17 protein-coding genes and 2 tRNA genes are annotated in these 16,289 nt (G+C 70.0%); 5 read left to right on the forward strand and 14 right to left on the reverse strand.

The genetic code is table 11. From position 1 onward, the window contains the following. Positions 1–141 precede the first annotated feature (141 nt). Positions 142–2,127, forward strand: coding sequence for a Stk1 family PASTA domain-containing Ser/Thr kinase (gene pknB, locus ACWC9R_RS22840; RefSeq protein ID WP_450734056.1), 1,986 nt, complete (start codon positions 142–144; stop codon positions 2,125–2,127). 129 nt (positions 2,128–2,256) lie between these two features. On the opposite strand, the gene ACWC9R_RS22845 is transcribed toward pknB, so the two are convergent. The 6 genes from ACWC9R_RS22845 to ACWC9R_RS22870 all read right to left on the reverse strand — a co-directional run bounded on the left by ACWC9R_RS22845 (position 2,257) and on the right by ACWC9R_RS22870 (position 6,915). Beyond that, on the reverse strand, positions 2,257–2,997 hold the full coding sequence (locus ACWC9R_RS22845) for a class E sortase (RefSeq protein WP_450734057.1): 741 nt from the start codon (positions 2,995–2,997) through the stop codon (positions 2,257–2,259). A 25-nt stretch (positions 2,998–3,022) separates the two neighbouring features. Further along, complete coding sequence (locus ACWC9R_RS22850; protein ID WP_450734059.1) at positions 3,023–4,477, reverse strand: class E sortase; 1,455 nt, start codon at positions 4,475–4,477, stop codon at positions 3,023–3,025. Then, positions 4,474–5,130: an aminodeoxychorismate/anthranilate synthase component II gene (locus tag ACWC9R_RS22855; protein ID WP_450734061.1), complete on the reverse strand. Its 657-nt coding sequence runs from the start codon at positions 5,128–5,130 to the stop codon at positions 4,474–4,476. Before ACWC9R_RS22855 ends, ACWC9R_RS22850 begins: the two co-directional genes overlap by 4 nt. After that, on the reverse strand, positions 5,127–5,303 hold the full coding sequence (locus ACWC9R_RS22860; protein ID WP_362600449.1) for a hypothetical protein: 177 nt from the start codon (positions 5,301–5,303) through the stop codon (positions 5,127–5,129). Before ACWC9R_RS22860 ends, ACWC9R_RS22855 begins: the two co-directional genes overlap by 4 nt. An 81-nt stretch (positions 5,304–5,384) precedes the next feature. Further along, positions 5,385–6,107 carry a class E sortase gene (locus tag ACWC9R_RS22865; protein WP_450734063.1) on the reverse strand — a complete coding sequence of 241 codons (723 nt, stop codon included), beginning with the start codon at positions 6,105–6,107 and terminating at the stop codon, positions 5,385–5,387. A gap of 37 nt (positions 6,108–6,144) precedes the next feature. Next, a complete protein-coding gene (locus ACWC9R_RS22870) occupies positions 6,145–6,915 on the reverse strand; it encodes a DUF881 domain-containing protein (RefSeq protein ID WP_362600443.1) in 771 nt (256 codons plus the stop codon). A 181-nt stretch (positions 6,916–7,096) separates the two neighbouring features. On the opposite strand from ACWC9R_RS22870, the gene crgA reads away from it, so the two are divergent. Beyond that, complete coding sequence (gene crgA, locus ACWC9R_RS22875) at positions 7,097–7,351, forward strand: cell division protein CrgA (RefSeq protein ID WP_450734065.1); 255 nt, start codon at positions 7,097–7,099, stop codon at positions 7,349–7,351. A 235-nt stretch (positions 7,352–7,586) separates the two neighbouring features. On the opposite strand, the gene ACWC9R_RS22880 is transcribed toward crgA, so the two are convergent. Together ACWC9R_RS22880 and ACWC9R_RS22885 are read right to left on the reverse strand one after the other, a co-directional pair. Beyond that, complete coding sequence (locus ACWC9R_RS22880) at positions 7,587–8,504, reverse strand: rhomboid family intramembrane serine protease (protein ID WP_450734067.1); 918 nt, start codon at positions 8,502–8,504, stop codon at positions 7,587–7,589. A 148-nt stretch (positions 8,505–8,652) separates the two neighbouring features. Then, a complete protein-coding gene (locus ACWC9R_RS22885; RefSeq protein ID WP_362600434.1) occupies positions 8,653–9,180 on the reverse strand; it encodes a peptidylprolyl isomerase in 528 nt (175 codons plus the stop codon). 320 nt (positions 9,181–9,500) lie between these two features. On the opposite strand from ACWC9R_RS22885, the gene ACWC9R_RS22890 reads away from it, so the two are divergent. Further along, a complete protein-coding gene (locus ACWC9R_RS22890) occupies positions 9,501–10,211 on the forward strand; it encodes a DUF5324 family protein (protein WP_450734069.1) in 711 nt (236 codons plus the stop codon). Between the two features lie 174 nt (positions 10,212–10,385). Here the strand turns inward: ACWC9R_RS22890 and ACWC9R_RS22895 are convergent. Next, positions 10,386–10,458: transfer RNA gene (locus ACWC9R_RS22895), tRNA-Ala, on the reverse strand. Positions 10,459–10,585: 127 nt separating this feature from the next. Between ACWC9R_RS22895 and ACWC9R_RS22900 the strand changes: the two genes are divergently transcribed. Then, positions 10,586–11,134 (forward strand): helix-turn-helix domain-containing protein, encoded by a 549-nt coding sequence (locus ACWC9R_RS22900; RefSeq protein ID WP_362600428.1) that lies wholly within the window; start codon positions 10,586–10,588, stop codon positions 11,132–11,134. A 41-nt stretch (positions 11,135–11,175) separates the two neighbouring features. Continuing rightward, positions 11,176–12,720 (forward strand): protein kinase domain-containing protein, encoded by a 1,545-nt coding sequence (locus ACWC9R_RS22905; RefSeq protein WP_450734071.1) that lies wholly within the window; start codon positions 11,176–11,178, stop codon positions 12,718–12,720. A 54-nt stretch (positions 12,721–12,774) separates the two neighbouring features. Here ACWC9R_RS22905 and ACWC9R_RS22910 read toward each other — a convergent pair whose 3' ends face one another. The 5 genes from ACWC9R_RS22910 to ACWC9R_RS22930 form a co-directional block, all read right to left on the reverse strand. After that, the gene (locus ACWC9R_RS22910) at positions 12,775–14,178 is read right to left on the reverse strand and encodes a hypothetical protein (protein WP_450734073.1); all 1,404 of its coding nucleotides are present in this window, start codon (positions 14,176–14,178) and stop codon (positions 12,775–12,777) included. Positions 14,179–14,650: 472 nt separating this feature from the next. Continuing rightward, a complete protein-coding gene (locus tag ACWC9R_RS22915) occupies positions 14,651–14,866 on the reverse strand; it encodes a hypothetical protein (protein ID WP_450734074.1) in 216 nt (71 codons plus the stop codon). Positions 14,867–15,108: 242 nt separating this feature from the next. Next, entirely contained in the window at positions 15,109–15,243 is a 135-nt protein-coding gene (locus tag ACWC9R_RS22920; protein WP_003958712.1) for a DLW-39 family protein, read from the reverse strand. 189 nt (positions 15,244–15,432) lie between these two features. After that, positions 15,433–15,506, reverse strand: a tRNA-Ile gene (locus tag ACWC9R_RS22925). Positions 15,507–15,593: 87 nt separating this feature from the next. Further along, positions 15,594–16,274 carry a DUF3566 domain-containing protein gene (locus tag ACWC9R_RS22930; protein ID WP_450734076.1) on the reverse strand — a complete coding sequence of 227 codons (681 nt, stop codon included), beginning with the start codon at positions 16,272–16,274 and terminating at the stop codon, positions 15,594–15,596. Positions 16,275–16,289: the final 15 nt, after the last annotated feature.

A 16,289-nucleotide genomic window follows, 5' to 3' on the forward strand; every position in this document is an offset into this window, starting at 1 on the left:
ATCATGCCAATACCGGTCACGTATCAGGTTGCGGCTCCGGCCCGGTCCGGTACGGCGTGGCGGGTACGGTATGCCCGGACAGCACACCGCCGGACCACACACCGGTGCGGTCGGGACTGACGGAGAGGGCTGGAGAAGCTTATGGAAGAGCCGCGTCGCCTCGGCGGCCGGTACGAGCTGGGCTCGGTGCTCGGCCGCGGTGGCATGGCCGAGGTGTACCTCGCGCATGACACCCGCCTGGGCCGCACCGTGGCTGTGAAGACGCTGCGGGTGGACCTCGCCCGTGATCCGTCCTTCCAGGCCCGGTTCCGCCGTGAGGCCCAGTCGGCCGCCTCGCTTAACCATCCGTCTATCGTCGCGGTCTACGACACCGGCGAGGACTACGTCGACGGTGTCTCGATCCCGTACATCGTCATGGAGTACGTCGACGGCTCCACGCTCCGTGAGCTGCTGCACTCGGGAAGAAAGCTGCTGCCCGAGCGCTCGCTGGAGATGACCACCGGTGTGCTCCAGGCGCTGGAGTACTCGCACCGGGCCGGCATCGTCCACCGCGACATCAAGCCGGCCAACGTCATGCTGACGCGCACCGGCCAGGTCAAGGTCATGGACTTCGGCATCGCCCGCGCCATGGGTGACGCCGGCATGACGATGACGCAGACCGCGGCGGTCATCGGCACCGCCCAGTACCTCTCGCCCGAGCAGGCCAAGGGTGAGCAGGTCGACGCCCGCTCCGACCTGTACTCCACCGGCTGTCTGCTGTACGAGCTGCTCACGGTGCGGCCGCCGTTCGTCGGTGACTCACCGGTCGCGGTGGCCTACCAGCATGTCCGCGAGGAGCCGCAGAAGCCGAGCAACTTCGATCCCGAGATCTCGCCGGAGATGGACGCCATCGTCCTGAAGGCGCTGGTCAAGGACCCGGACTACCGCTATCAGTCGGCGGACGAGATGCGGGCAGACATCGAGGCGGCGCTCGACGGCCAGCCGGTCGCGGCGACCGCCGCCATGGGCGCGGGCGGCTACGACCAGGACCAGCCGACGACCATGCTGCGTCCGCAGGACCCGGCCGGCCAGACCTCCATGCTTCCGCCGATGAACCCGGACGACGGGGGCTACGACGACCGTGGCGACCGTCGCCGCGGTGGCGGTCAGAAGAAGAGCAACACCTCGACGATCCTGCTGGTGATCGCGGCCGTGCTCGTCCTGGTCGGTGCGATCTTCATCGGCAAGGCGATGTTCACCGGCAACAACAAGGGTGGCTCGGTGACGGTGCCCAACCTCGTCGGCAAGAAGAGCGCCGAGGCGAAGGAGTCCGGACGGAACGCCGGGTTCAAGGTCTCCGAGGACGGTCGCAAGGCCTGCGACAACGTCAAGCGGAACCAGATCACCGAGCAGAGTCCGAAGCCCGGCACCACGATCGACAAGAACGACACGGTCAAGTTCATTCTGTGCACGGGGGCGGTCAAGGTCACCGTTCCCGACGTGGAGGACCTCTCGTACGAGAACGCCGTCGACCGCCTCAAGCGCAAGGGCTTCACGCGCATCCGGCAGGTCAACAAGGAGTCCGAGCGGACCCCGAACACCGTGCTCAGCCAGGACCCCAAGGCCCAGAGCGAGGCGCCGAAGAGCACGGAGATCGTCCTCACCGTCGCCCAGGAGTCCCCCAAGCGGAACGTCCCGGACGTCAAGGGCCAGGACTTCGCGGCCGCCGAGAAGCAGCTGAAGGCCATCGGCTTCGAGGTCAGCAAGAGTGAGCAGGACGTCACCGACCCGAACCAGGTCGGCAAGGTCCTCGCCCAGAGCCCCGACGGCAACACCCAGGCCAGCGAAGGCTCGACGGTGACCCTCACCATCGGCAAGGCGGGGGCGCAGACGCCGGTGCCGAACGTCGTCGGCCAGCCGGTGAAGGTGGCGAAGAAGGCGCTTCAGCAGGCCGGCTTCACCAATATCCAGTTCGCCCCCGGCAGCCAGCAGGACGACAACGCCCGCGTGGTCTCCCAGGACCCGCCGCAGGAGACCCCGTCCGACCCGGCGACCACCACCGTGACGCTGACCACCATCGGTGGCGGTAACGGCAATGGCGGTAACGGCGGCGACGGCGGCGGCTTCCTCGGCGGAGCCTTCGGCTGAGGCCGTTGGCCGGCGGTCCCTTCCGGCCAGGCACAACGAAGCCCCGGCAGCCCTCCAAGGGCGCCGGGGCTTTCGGTTGCGCGCACGCGGCCAGGGCCGTGCGGACCGGCGCCTGCCGTTCGGACCGCGTTAGCGGAGTTCCTTCGGCGGCGTGCGGTCCGCGTCGACCTTCTCGGTCCGCTCCAGCTCGCCCCAGACGACATAGCGGTAGGTCGAGGTGTAGACCGGGGTGCAGGTCGTGAGGGTGATGTAGCGGCCCGCCTTGTGCTTGCCGGATTCCTTGGGGATGTCGTCGAGGACGTCCACGTTGTACTTCGAGGTCTCGGGCAGGGTCGCGAAGACCTTGTAGACGTACCAGGTGTCCTTGGTCTCGAAGACGACCGGGTCGCCGTCCTTGAGCTTGTCGATGTTGTGGAACTTCGCGCCGTGGCCGTCGCGGTGCGCGGCGAGCGTGAAGTTGCCCTTCTTGTCCTTGGGCAGCCCCGACTTGACCGGCTTGGTGTAATAGCCGGCCACGCCCTCGTTGAGGATCTTGGAGTCGGTGCCCTTCTCGACCAGCACCTCGCCGTTGTTCATCGCCGGCACGTGCAGAAAGCCGATGCCGTCCTTGGTGTCCAGCTCCCCCGGCCCCTTCGGCCCGCTGCGCGCCCAGTGCTTGCGCACCTGGTCACCGTGCTTGTGCGCTTCACGGTCGGCGAGGACGTTGGTCCACCAGAGCGAGTAGGCGACGAACAGGCCCAGGATCAGCCCGACCGTGATCAGCAGCTCGCCGATGACGCTGACGGTGGAGGCGATGGCCCGGCGCACTCGGCGCGGTGCGAGCGGCGGCGCGGAACGGTCGCATGCCTCGTCGTTTCCGGTGGCAGTCACCGCGTAGCACCCCTCTTGTGTTTGCTCAGCCGGCGAGCGCGTCCGGTTTGCCCTTGCTCCGCGGCCGCTCGTCGACCATCTTGCCCCAGACGATCATCCGAAAGGTACTGGTGAACTCCGGGGTACAGGTCGTCAGGGTGATGTAGCGGCCGGGCCGGGTGAATCCCGAGCCGGGCGGCACCGGACCGATCACGCTGGTGTTGCTCGGAGACGTCTGCGGGAGGATGCTCTCCATCTCGTACGTGTAGTACGAGCTCTTCGTCTCGACGATGATCTTGTCGCCCTTGGTGAGCCGGTTGACGTAGCGGAACGGCTCGCCGTGGGTGTTGCGATGGGCCGCCACCGCGAAGTTGCCCTTCTTGTCCCAGGGCATCGCGGTCTTGATCCCGCTGTTCTTGTCGTAGTGACCGACCATGCCGTGGTCCAGCACCTTGTGCTTGTCGATCCCCTCGGCTATCGGGGCCTTCACGTCCAGCTTGGGGATATACATGATCCCGAAGCGCTCACCGTCCGCGAGGTTCTTCTTCTCGCCGCCGCCCTTGTCCCACTCGTGCTGAAGGTTGCTGGCGGCGCCGCCCGCCTCCTGTTCGGCCATGACGTTCGTCCACCACAGCTGATAGGTGACGAACAGCAGCATCAGCACACCGAGGGTGATGAACACCTCGCCCAGCGCGCGGCTGGCGATCAGGCTGGGACTGTCCTTGGCGGCGCGTGCGGCCTGGCGGGCCTCCAGCCGGGACATGGGGGCGGACGCCGGTTCCGCGGCGGTGTCAGCGGCCGTTGCCGTAGCGGCGGCGGCGCCACCATGGCGTCCGCGCCTGCCGCCCCGCTTGGCGGCCTCCTGAGCGGCCTTGCGCCGGGCCGCTCGTCCTCCGGGCGCCGGGGCCGTCGTCGTTTCACGTGAAACGGTCGCGCCTGTTTCACGTGAAACGGTGTCCCCGTCGGGGCTCTCGGCCTGGCGCAGCGCCATGGTCTCGTCGTCCTGCCAGGACGCGGGGGTGGCGGCCGCCGGAGCGGGGCTCCCGGCCTGGTCCTGGCGCACCCGCGGAGCGGGGGCCGACGGCGCGGGGGCCTCGGGGGCGGTATCGCGCGGGGGTATCGGCTCGGAGGTGGCCGGGCGGGGGACGTGACCGGAGCCGTACGCCGGGCCGTAGGCGGCCGCCTGAGGGCCGTACGACGGCTGATCCTGCCGGGAGGGCGGCTCGGGCTCCAGATGCGGCCGGAACCACGGTGAGCCCTGCGTCATGCCCTCCTGAGCGGGTTTGCCCCGCCGACGGCCCCGGCCCGGCTGGCCGTACGGACCGGGGGCGGGCGCCTGCGGCGTCCGGCCCGGCAGCGGATCGGTCAGCGGGTCGGCCAGCCGCTCCACCGCAGCCTCGAACGCATCGGGCGGGCCGTACGGGTCCTGCGGAGAGGAGGACCGCGCCGGCTCGTTCGGCTCATAGGGTCTTTCTTCACGTTCGGGGCGCAGAGCGGTCACCCACCGGCCTTGCCGACCACGGGGGCCAGCCCCGTCGAGCGCTCCACCGCCCCCTTGTCGCCGCATTCGACGAGCCAGTTGGCCAGCATCCGGTGGCCCCACTCCGTCAGTACCGACTCGGGGTGGAACTGGACGCCCTCGACCGGGAGTTCGCGGTGCCGCAGGCCCATGACGATCCGTCCGCCGGGGACGTCCTCGGCCTCCGTCCAGGAGGTGACGAGCAGTTCGTCGGGGACGGTGTCCGGCTCGACCGCCAGGGAGTGGTAGCGGGTGGCGGTGAAGGGGGACGGCAGTCCGCAGAAGACGCCGACGTCCTCGTGGTGGACCGGCGAGGTCTTGCCGTGCAGCAGCTCGGGGGCGCGGTCCACCACGCCGCCGTACGCGACAGCCATCGACTGCATGCCCAGGCAGACGCCGAAGACCGGCACGCCGGTGTCGGCGCAGTGCCGGACCATGTCGACGCAGACACCGGCCTGCTCGGGCGTCCCGGGCCCGGGCGACAGCAGCACCCCGTCGAAGCCGTCCTGGGCATGCCGCGTCTCGACCTCGTCGTTGCGCAGCACCTCGCACTCGGCGCCGAGTTGGTAGAGGTACTGGACGAGGTTGAAGACGAAGCTGTCGTAGTTGTCGACGACGAGAATCCGTGCGGTCATCGGGTGGCTGCCATCCCTTCATCGACAGTGACGTCATTGAACGGCAGCAGCGGCTCCGCCCACGGAAAGACGTACTGGAAGAGCACGAAGACGACCGCCAGCACGAGCACCAGGGAAATCAGCGCTTTCACCCAGGTGTTGCCCGGCAGATGCCGCCAGATCCAGCCGTACATGCTGTCGCTGTCCCCTTGCCGATGCCGATGACGATGTCGATTGCGACACCAGAGTAAGGGGCGAGGGTGGGCCCGGGTGGGTCAGCCGGTCAAAGCCGATGGCCTTCCCTGTGCCACGGGTTGGGTGGCGTCCAGGTGTGCCCAGGCGATCAGCCGGTGGCTGTGGCCCCATTCCGGCTCGCAGGTGGTCAGGGTGAGATAGCGCCCGGGCCCGTTGAAACCGGACTTCCGCGGGACGGGGTCGATCACCCCGATGTCGCCGGGCAGCGTCGTGTAGGGCCGGTTGTCGATGCGGTAGGTGAACCAGGTCGTGCCGTCACTCAGCACCACGGCGTCGCCGGGGCGCAGCCGCGGGAAGTCCTTGAAGGGGTCGCCGTAGGTGCGGCGGTGGCCGGCGACGGAGAAGTTGCCGGTCTCGCCGAGCCGGGCGGTGCGGGCGTAATGGCCGAGGCCTCGCTTGAGGACGTCGCTCGCGGTGCCTTCCAGGACGGGCTTGGTCCAGTCGGCGCCCAGGCGCGGGATGTACATGACGGCGAAGGGCGCGCCCGGGGTGTAGCGGCGGGGCCGTTCGGCCGGGGCGGAGTCGCCGTCGGGGGCCGGGGGGCGGTCGGGGACGGTGACCGGGCCCGTGGACCACTGGTGCCGGAGGGTGCCGATCTCGTCGTCCATGGCGCTGTCGGCCCGTACCCCGGTCCAGAAGAGGACGTAGGCCACGAAGAGCACGATCAGCGCGCCGGCGGTGACACAGATTTCGCTGAGCGTCCGTACGATCCACCGCACCGCCGTCCGGCCCCGCAGCGTCATCCGGCCCCGCCCCTCCCCGGTGCCCGCGGCGTGCGGGCTACGGCTTCACAGGCTGTGCGTAGTGGAGATCCACTGTGCCGGAGTAGCCGGGAAGAGTCACCGCCTCGTGCTGGTCGACTTTCCAGCCCAGGCCGTAGGCGTTCACGTACTGGAGATAGTTCTGGATGGCGGGGGACGCGGTCAGCGCGGTGGTGAGGGCCTCGCGGTTGCCGACGGCGGTGACCTTGTACGGCGGGGAGTAGACCCGGCCCTGGAGGATCAGGGTGTTGCCGACGCAGCGCACCGCGCTGGTGGAGATCAGCCGCTGGTCCATGACCTTGATGCCCTTGGCGCCGCCCTTCCACAGGGCGTTCACCACGGCCTGCAGATCCTGCTGGTGGATGACCAGGTCGTTGGGCTGCGGCTCGGGCAGCCCGGGGATCTTGGCGGTGGCGTTCGGCGGGGCGTCGGTGAGCGTGACCGTGACGCCCTGGCCTTTCAGCGCCTTGGTCCCGGCGTTCTTCTCCAGCGACTTGAGCTTGGCTTCCTCGGCCCGGGAGCTGCCGTTGTCGCGCTGTGCGAGCGCGTCGACCTCTTCCCGCAGAGTGGCGTTACGGTCGTCCTGGGCGCCGTTTTTGTGGCTGCGTTCCTGAATGAGGTCGGACAGCCGGAGCATCGAGTCGTCCGAGCGCAGATTCGTACCCCGTGCGGTGTCGAAGCTCAGCCAGAACAGCAGCCCGGCGAGCGCGAAGACGACCAGGGTGAGGAGGCGCACAGGCCGCAGGCGGGAACGAGCGGGGCGGTCGGGGGAGTCAGCGGAATTGCTCAACGTACCCTTACTCCTTACGGCGCCACGGAAGCACTACGCTAACGGACGCCCGGGAAAGGAATCCGCTCCCCACCGCGTCCGCGCCCTGGCGCACACCTCGTACCTCCCCCGCGGATGGGGGCACCGCCCGCTCGAACGAAGCCACGAGCGGGGGAGCAGCGCATCGACAGGAGAGTTCCTCGTGCCGAAGTCACGGATCCGCAAGAAGGACGACTTCACGCCGCCGCCGGCGAAGACCACCAGCCTGAAGATGAGCTCAGGCCGTGGTTGGGTGGCGCCGCTGATGCTGGCGATGTTCCTGATCGGGCTCGTATGGATCGTGCTGTTCTACGTGTCCGAGGGCGATCTGCCGATCGCGGCCATGGGCAACTGGAACATCGTCTGCGGCTTCGGCTTCATCGCGGTGGGCTTCGGCGTATCCACCCAGTGGAAGTAGCGCAAGCCCTGCCCAAGGCCATCCACACGGTTATCCACAGCCGGGGAAAACTTCAGAAGATCTGTGGATAACCCTCCGGATGTTGACGCCGGTGTGATCGACGGCACCCTCCTCCGGCCTCCGGCTCCCCCTGTCCTTGCTGGGGAAACGCAGGCCGGAGCGGACCGGAACAAGAGTTCCGCACAGCTTGCACAAGATCGGCCACGCACTGTGGACAACGTGGCGGTACGGACTCTCAGCCCAGCAGCTGCAGGGTCCGTACCCACACCACCGCGACGATCGCGAGCAGCATCGCCGCACAGGTCGCGCCGTGCACCAGGGTCCGGTGGGCACGCGGCGCATGCACCATCCCGAACGCCACCGCGGCGCCCACGACCAGGCCGCCGACATGGGCCTGCCAGGCGATGTTGGGCCACAGGAACGTGAAGGCCAGGTTGAGGCCGAGCAGGATCAGCACCGGCTTCATGTCGTACTTCATCCGCCGCAGCAGCACCGCCGTCGCACCGAGCAGCCCGAAGATCGCGCCGGACGCCCCCAGTGAGGGCTGGTTCTGCGCGGCGAGCAGATACGACAGGGCACTGCCGCCCAGGCCGGCCAGCAGATAGAGCGCGACGAACCGCAGCCGGCCGAGCGCCGCCTCCAGCGGCGGGCCCAGCCACCACAGCGAGAGCATGTTGAACGCGAAGTGCGCGATGGCCTGGTGCAGGAACATCGCGGTCAGCAGGCGGTACCACTCGCCCTCGGCGACACCGACGAGCTGGTACCGGCTCGGGTCGGCGGCGAGCCCGAGCAGATCGAGGCGGTTGACCAGCGGGCTCAGCTCACCGCCGGTCGCCAGCACGGCGACGAAGACGGCGGCGTTGATGCCCAGCAGGATCTTGGTGATCAGCCGCGGATCGGCCGCGATGGTGCCGCCCGCGATCGTGCGCGGTGCGGCGGCCTGCGGCGGATGTCCGGTGCCGCCACCGCTGCGTACACAGTCCGGGCACTGGAAGCCGACCGAGGCACTGACCATGCACTCGGGGCATATGGGCCGGTCACAACGGGTGCAGCGAATACCGGTGGTGCGATCCGGGTGGCGGTGGCAGCCCGGCAGGCCGTCGTCACCCCGCGCTTCCTGCGGCTCCTTCGGGCTGCCTGGCACCTGGTCCATCCGTCCCTCGTCCTCTTCTCCGTCCGGCGCGTCAGCACCTCGCCTGCCCGCCCGGCTTGACCCCGCGGACGAGCGTCGCGCCCCGCCTGATGTACGACCGGGCGGGGCGCAATGGTTCCCCGGACCTCTCCGGGGCGTATGACGCGGGTCAGCGGGTCTCGATGGCCACCGACTCGATCACGACGTCCTGGAGCGGACGGTCGGTGCGCGGGTTGGTCTGGGTGGCGGCGATGGCGTCGACGACCTTCTTGCTGGCCTCGTTGCTGACCTCACCGAAGATGGTGTGCTTGCCGGTCAGCCAGGCGGTCGCCCCGACGGTGACGAAGAACTGCGAGCCGTTGGTGCCCGGGCCGGCGTTGGCCATGGCCAGCAGGTACGGCTTGTTGAAGGCCAGGTCGGGGTGGAACTCGTCCCCGAACTCGTAGCCGGGGCCGCCGGTGCCGTTGCCCAGCGGGTCGCCGCCCTGGATCATGAAGCCGCTGATCACACGGTGGAAGACGGTGCCGTCGTACAGCCGGTCCGTGGACTTCTTGCCGGTGGCCGGGTGGGTCCACTCCCGCTCACCGTTGGCGAGCTCGACGAAGTTCTTCACCGTCTTCGGTGCATGGTTCGGCAGGAGCCGAATCTCGATGTCGCCCTGGTTGGTCTTCAGGGTGGCGTAGAGCTGCTCAGCCACGGTCTACCTTCCATAAGTCTTCACTGACGGTTCCTGATCCTCGCATGGACCGGCCCGCCGAAGACCTCGTCGCCACATGTGCGCGCCGTCCGTCCCGCACCTCTTCACGTTTTTCGTACCGATTTCCAGCGCCCGGGGCGGCAAATCGTGGCATTGTCGTCAACAGGACTCCGGAACGTCCGCAATGACCCGGATGCCCGCTCGCACATGCCGTACCACGCATGAGCGGGCATGATCTTCAAACGGGTGGACAGGCGACAGAGAAGACACGGGGGACCAACCCCCCAAGCCCCGGACACGCCACCGAGGAGGAGGATCCCGTGACCCGCAAGAAAAGCGTGCGCGCCGCGACCGATACGGCCAAGGACAGCGTGCGGCACGCCGCGGAGGTGGTGGCTCCGTATGCCGGTACGGCCAAGGAAGCCGCCGCGCACTTCGCTCACGAGGCCCGCACACGCGCGGCTCCGAAGGTGGCCGAGGCCGCTCATCAGGCACGTGCGCAGTACGACGCGCATCTGCACCCACGTATCGAGCACGCCCGTGGCACGCTGCCGCCCAAGGTGGACGCCGCGGCGACCCGGGCCGCCTGCCGCACCCGTAAGGCGGCCCGCCAGGCGGCCGACTACACGGCACCGCGGCTGGAGCACGCGGTGACCCACGCCCGCGCCGCGGCCGAACCGGTCCGCGAGGAAGCCTTCGCCCGCGGTACCGCCGCGCTCGCCGCGCTGCGCGGCCAGGTGACGGCCGCCGAGATCGCCAAGCTCCAGAAGAAGCACAGCCGGCGGGCCAAGTGCGGCAAGCTCGCCAAGCGCCTCACCGTGCTGGGCATCCTGGCCGGCGGTGCGATCGCCGCCTGGAAGTGGTGGGACAAGCAGGCCAACCCGGACTGGCTGGTCGAGCCGCCGGCGCCCACCGAGGTCAGCGACCGCGGCCGGCTGAGCGCGGTCGACGGCAGCGAGGGCGCCACGCTGGACCCCGACGTCGAGGCCAAGCAGGCCGAGGCCGACGAACGCCGCGGCGGCAAGGGCTGAAAGCCGGACCACCGGCTTCCCGGGCCGGGCCCGTCATCCCTACGGGGGCGTCGGGCCCGGCCCGGTCGTTTACGGCCCGACGGTGCCGGTGCCGAGCGGTGCCCGATATCTCGTCAGAAACCTGAAAAACCCTCCTGACCAGCGATTTTCGCCGATCGGGAGGGCTTTGAGGAGTGGAGCCTAGGGGAGTCGAACCCCTGACATCTGCCATGCAAAGACAGCGCTCTACCAACTGAGCTAAGGCCCCTTCGCGCACCAGGGTACCCGGTGTCCGGACGCTTTCCCGACCGGGTATCGCCGCGCACCGTCGCTCTCCGTAGGATGCTTCGCGAGATTCGCGGCAGCGAAGCGATCGGGGAGACAGGGGAGAGGGTATGGACTCGGCACAGCAGGAAGCCACCGCGCGGGCCCGGGAGCTACAGCGCAGTTGGTACGGGGAGCCTCTGGGTGCGTTGTTCCGCCGTCTCATCGACGATCTCGGGCTGAATCAGGCACGGCTGGCCGCGGTGCTCGGCCTTTCAGCCCCGATGCTGTCCCAGCTGATGAGCGGGCAGCGCGCGAAGATAGGCAACCCGGCCGTGGTGCAGCGGGTACAGGCGCTGCAGGACCTGGCCGGGCAGGTCGCGGACGGCAGTGTGAGCGCCGCCGAGGCCACGGACCGTATGGAGGAGATCAAGAAGACGGCGGGGGGTTCGGTGCTGAACAACACGGCGCAGCAGACCTCGTCGACGGGGGCGACCACGGTGCGGCGCGTGGTGCGTGAGATCCAGTCGCTGCTGCGGTCGGTCGCCGACGCCGGGGACATCATCGATGCGGCGAACACCCTCGCCCCGGCTCACCCCGAACTGGCAGAGTTCCTCCGGGTCTACGGTGCCGGCCGCACCGCGGACGCGGTCGCCCATTACGAGGCGCACCAGGGTTAGCCGCAGGGGACGTCGCGGATTCAGAAGGCGGACGGGGCGCAATGGGTGAGGTCTTCGCCGGTCGGTATGAGTTGATCGACCCGATCGGACGGGGTGGGGTGGGCGCCGTCTGGCGCGCCTGGGACGCCCGGCGCCGCCGCTACGTTGCCGCCAAGGTGCTGCAGCAGAGCGACGCGCACACCCTGCTGCGCTTCGTCCGCGAACAGGCGCTGCGGATCGACCATCCGCATGTGCTGGCCCCGGCGAGCTGGGCCGCCGACGACGACAAGGTCCTGTTCACCATGGACCTGGTGAACGGCGGCTCGCTGGCACATCTGATCGGGGACTACGGCCCGCTGCCGCCCCGCTTCGTGTGCCTGCTCCTGGACCAGCTGCTGGCCGGGCTGACCGCGGTGCACGCGGAGGGGGTGGTGCACCGCGACATCAAACCGGCGAACATCCTGCTGGAGGCCACCGGCACCGGGCGGCCGCATCTGCGGCTGTCCGACTTCGGCATCGCGATGCGCAAGGGCGAGCCGCGGCTCACCGAGGCCAACTACGTGGTGGGGACACCCGGTTACTTCGCTCCGGAGCAACTGCTGGGCGCCGAACCGGACTTCCCCGCTGACCTCTTCGCGGTCGGTCTGGTCGCGCTCTATCTGATCACCGGCACCAAGCCGGACGGCGAGGCGCTCAGCCGGCACTTCGCCGAGCACGGCATCCCGAACGCGCCGGAGGACGTCCCGGAGCCGCTGTGGCAGGTGCTGGCGTCCCTGGTCCACCCAGATCCGGACGCGCGGTTCAAGACGGCCACCGGGGCGCGCAAGGCGATGCTGTCGGCCGTCGAGCTGCTGCCGGAGTCCACGATCGAGGACGAGGTCGTCGAGGTCTTCGATCACATAGGGCCACTGCCGGCCGGCTTCGGGCCGGACGGGCCGCTGCGTCCCAGGGACACGGCGGGCCCCGCGACGGCCGGTGCCGCCACGGGCAGCGGGACCACCGGTCATGTCTCCATGTCGGACACCGGCAGCTTCCAGCTCGCCCCGCCGGAGCCGAGCACCCCGCAGACACCGCCCCCGGCGCCCACGCCCGCCCCGATGCCGACGGCGATGCCGGGCAGCGCAACCACGGGCCACAGCGGGGCGCCCACCGGCCCACACGGACTGCCCACCGGCCACGGCGACGCATCCACGGGGCACAGCGGCGCTTTCCCGGGCCACGGCGACGCCTTCACCGGCCACAGCGGCACCTTCACGGGGCACAGCGGCACGTTCACGGGGCACGGCGGTGCGCCGACCGGCCACGGCACCCACCACGGCGCCCCGGCCGGTCCGCCCGCATCGTCGGGTCTGCCGCCGGCGCCGCCCCCGGCACCCTCGTACGAGCCGACCGCAGCCCCTCCGGAAGTGGCCGCGACCCGCCCCTACACGGCGGGCCCGCTCCCGGTTCCCGGGCAGCCCCCGGCGGGCGCCCCGGCCACCGTCCCGGGCATGGCCCGCCCCGCGCCGTACCGGAAGCCGGGACCGCCCCCGAAGGTCGCGATCCCGGTGCTGGTCGTGGCACTCCTGTGCATCGCGGTCGGCGTGTGGGCTCTGATCGCCGCCTGACGCCCCGCCACGGCGCCGTGGGGCGCCGGGAGGGCGCCGCCCCTCGGAGCCCCTCTACCAGCCCTGTGGCGGCCCGAACCGGGTGTTCTGCGGCCTCTGTTGTGTGGTGTCCGCCAACTGCCCCGGCAGCGAGGGCTGACCGCCCGGCCCGGCCTGCGCGCCCGCCGCACGTGCCGCCGACCGCCGCGCCACCAGCGTCCACACTCCGAGTCCCACCAGCAGCACCACGCCCGTGCCGATCCCGGCGTAGGCCACCGTCAGCAGGGTGCCGCTCTTCCCCGCCTCCTGCGCGGTCTGGCCCTTCCGTGCCGCGTCCCGGTCCCCGGGCGTGACCGAGAAGTCGCTCGTCGGCGCGGCGTAGCCGGGTCCGGCCTTGGCGGTGCCGCGGACGTCCACCCGGAGGGTCAGTTCCGCGCCCTTGCGGAAGTACTGCGCCGCGTCGGGGTGCAGGCTCACCTCGACGTAGTACCAGCCCGCGAACCGCATCGCGCTGACCGCGCCGGCCGAGCCGAAGCGGTTGCCGTAGTCGACGGGCGCCGTGAACTGCTTGGCGGCGGCCGGTTTCCCGGTGTACGAGACGAAGCGGGGCTCGCCGACCGCACCGCGCGCCGGGTTGTAGACGCCCAGACCGAGCACCCGGGCCAGGAAGGCGGAAGAGCGGGTCGAGGTCGCGTTGGGCAGCTCGGCGCTCAGGTTGAGCCGCTGTCCCCAGTCCACCGGTACGCGGTAGAAGCGGGTCTCGCCGGGCCTGATCCGGTCCGTCCAGACACCCGTGGCGACCGAGCCCGCGTCATTGAAGCCGGTGCCGCCCTTGGCCCTGCGCTTGGTGGTGTCCGTACGCGGTGCCGGTGTCTCGGTACTCCAGGTGCCCTGTCCGGGCCTGGCGGGCGCATTGCCCTCCAGCGGGGGCTCGTTGAGGTAGTCGAGCTCCAGCGGCCAGGTATCGGAGCCGGAGGTCGCCGATCCCTCGCGAGTGATCACGAGGTAGTACGGGCCGGCCTTCTGGCACTCCGTACGGTCGGCGCCGATGCGGCGGGACGCGTAGTCGGCGATCGGGTAGGCCATACCACCGCCGTTGAAGGACGGCCGGGCCTCCGAGCCGCAGGTCGCGCCGTCGCTGTCCTGGACGGTGAGGGTCAGCTTGTCGCCGTAGTCCCTGACCTTGGTGCCGGGCGTGGGCGCTGCGACGGCCGAGAAGTACGCGCTGGTCGTGGCGTCCAGGTTGACGGCGTACCACTTCTGCTCGCCGCGCCTGATGGAGTCGGTGTGCAGACCCGGCTTGAGCGGCGGTGCGTCCGAGGCGCTCCGCCTGCCCTCGATCGCGGTGGCGCCCTGCGCCGTGCGGTAGCGGGGGACGTCTTCGGCGGAGGCCACCCCCACCGTCCCCGGCAGGACCGGCACCACGGCGAGCGCCGTCAGCACGGCTATGCCCCTGTACGTCGTGCGCCCCGTCACCACGAGCCACCCCTCATCGGATCGGAATTCCCGCCGTCGGCAGGCGACTTCCCGCGCGCCCGCCCGTAGGCGACCGCGAGGCCGGCCGGCAGCAGTACGCCACACCGCCGACGGCGACCGCCGCCACACGTCCTGTGGACATCCTCCACCGCCACCCGGCGTCCCGTCCCCCGAGCCCCGGGAATCGCCCTGGGGGCTACCGTCCGCGACCCGTGCTGACGCTGCCGACCGGCGCACGGAACGGTGTGCAGACCTGAGTGCCGCCGGAGGACATCACGGTGCTGCAGCCCCTGGCTGTCGGCTCGTTGGCGAACTCCGCGTCGTAACGCAGCTGCTGCCCACGGAAGCCGGTGCCGCCGGCGACATCCCTGGGGACACTGGTGGGCAGCTTGGCGTCCTTGCCGCCCGCGCCGCACTACCGGCTCCGACTGCGCGGGCGGGACGCCCTCCGGCAGCGGATGTTCCACGTGAAACGTCAGCTCCATCGGCCAGTGTGCGGCGACTGCCCGTTACCGGCCTCGGCCAGGCATTCCAGCCGCGCACAGGCCGTGTCGCCCACCACCATCACCAGCCCGCTGCCCACAGCGGCGGGCACCTGGCCCGGAGGGGCCGCGGTGGCCTGAAGTGGTGGGTTGACCAGGGCCGACAACAGCCCGCCGAGCACACCGCCCCGGCGTGGTCGTTGCCCCACGCCCTGTTCCCCCTTGCGCTCCGCTGGTCACACCACAGAAAGAAGCTTTGCACATGCAAGTAAATGATGTGCTATAGCAAACCCAAGAGGCTCACCGTCAAAGCCCTCCAACGACAATCAGCCACTCCCGCACCGCCCCCGACTCCGGCCTCACCGACCGCTCCACCCGCCCCCGGACGCACGAAACCCCGACCACCGGGAGGCAGTCGGGGTCCGTACGAACCTGCTGTGCGTGTGGGGTCTCAGACACCCGAACCTGCGGGCACGGAGTCGGTCGCCTCCGTCCACAGATCCTGCTCGGCGCGATCCGCCTGGATCTGGCGGTACACGAGGAGCCCGCCGATGGCGGCCAGTGCGACCAGGAGAAGCTTCTTCACCGCGCGACCTCGTCTTTCGTTGACGTAGGGGACCTATGTCGGCCGATGATACACACCGACCGATACCGATCGGTTACCTAGCCCGCGGTCGGCAACACCTCTTCCGGGGCACCTGTCGCGAGCCAACTTCCGTCTCCGTACAACGAATCGGCCCGGCCGGGGAGTTCCCCGGCCGGGCCGATTGTGCAGTGCGGCTACCAGGACTTGAACCTGGGGCCTCTTCCTTATCAGGGAAGCGCTCTAACCGTCTGAGCTATAGCCGCGCGTTCGCTGCACCGAAAGATTAGCGCACTTCAGAGGTGTTCCCAAAATCGGTTCACGGAGCCTCCCGAACGCCCTCCCCCGAGGGGTCACTCATCCTCGGCGAGGGTGAGCTCCACACCCCCGACGAACCCGGCCGACAGGTTGTAGATGAAGGCACCGAGCGTGGCCAGCGCCGTCGCCAGCACCACGTCGATCACCGCGATGATCGAGGTGAACAGCAGCACCCGCGGCAGCGACAGGAACGCCTGGAGATCGAAGCCGCCACCGTCACCGGAGCCGGTGGCCTCGCTGATCGTCCCGCCGACCGTGGAGAAGACGCCCATCGCGTTCATCACCATCCACAGCACCACGACGGCCACGACCGTGCAGATGCCCAGCGCGATGGAGAGCAGGAAGCTGACCTTCATCACCGACCACGGATCGGCGCGGGCCACCCGCAGCCGGGCCTTGCGGGTCCGCGGGGCCGTACGGGCGTCCGTACGGGGCACGCGCACCGCCTGCCCGCCCTTCTGCCCGCCGCCGGTGGGATACGCCTCAGGCGGCTGATACGGCTGCTGGGCGCCGCTCCCGGCCTTCTCCTGCGGCTCCGGCTGCGGCTGTCGGGTGTCGGTCACGGGTCCCCCCTGCTGCGCGCCCTCGTCGTCCCCGGAGGCGGTGCCGGAAACGGCAGAGCCACGGGCGCTGTCCTCCGTCACGGTCGCGGGTCCGGACGAGGAGTCCTTCTCGGCTCCCGACCCACCCGCTGCAGCGCCCGTGGCTCCACTCACGATCTACTCCTCGTG

Source organism: Streptomyces sp. NPDC001219 (assembly GCF_053597915.1).

What these genes read in the sequence shown, in the direction of transcription:
- pknB (WP_450734056.1), top strand. Translation starts at nt 142, where the DNA reads ATGGAAGAGCCGCGTCGCCTCGGCGGCCGGTACGAGCTGGGCTCGGTG.
- ACWC9R_RS22880 (WP_450734067.1), bottom strand. Translation starts at nt 8,504, where the DNA reads ATGGACCAGGTGCCAGGCAGCCCGAAGGAGCCGCAGGAAGCGCGGGGT.
- ACWC9R_RS22860 (WP_362600449.1), bottom strand. Translation starts at nt 5,303, where the DNA reads ATGTACGGCTGGATCTGGCGGCATCTGCCGGGCAACACCTGGGTGAAA.
- ACWC9R_RS22900 (WP_362600428.1), top strand. Translation starts at nt 10,586, where the DNA reads ATGGACTCGGCACAGCAGGAAGCCACCGCGCGGGCCCGGGAGCTACAG.
- ACWC9R_RS22905 (WP_450734071.1), top strand. Translation starts at nt 11,176, where the DNA reads ATGGGTGAGGTCTTCGCCGGTCGGTATGAGTTGATCGACCCGATCGGA.
- ACWC9R_RS22865 (WP_450734063.1), bottom strand. Translation starts at nt 6,107, where the DNA reads ATGACGCTGCGGGGCCGGACGGCGGTGCGGTGGATCGTACGGACGCTC.
- ACWC9R_RS22855 (WP_450734061.1), bottom strand. Translation starts at nt 5,130, where the DNA reads ATGACCGCACGGATTCTCGTCGTCGACAACTACGACAGCTTCGTCTTC.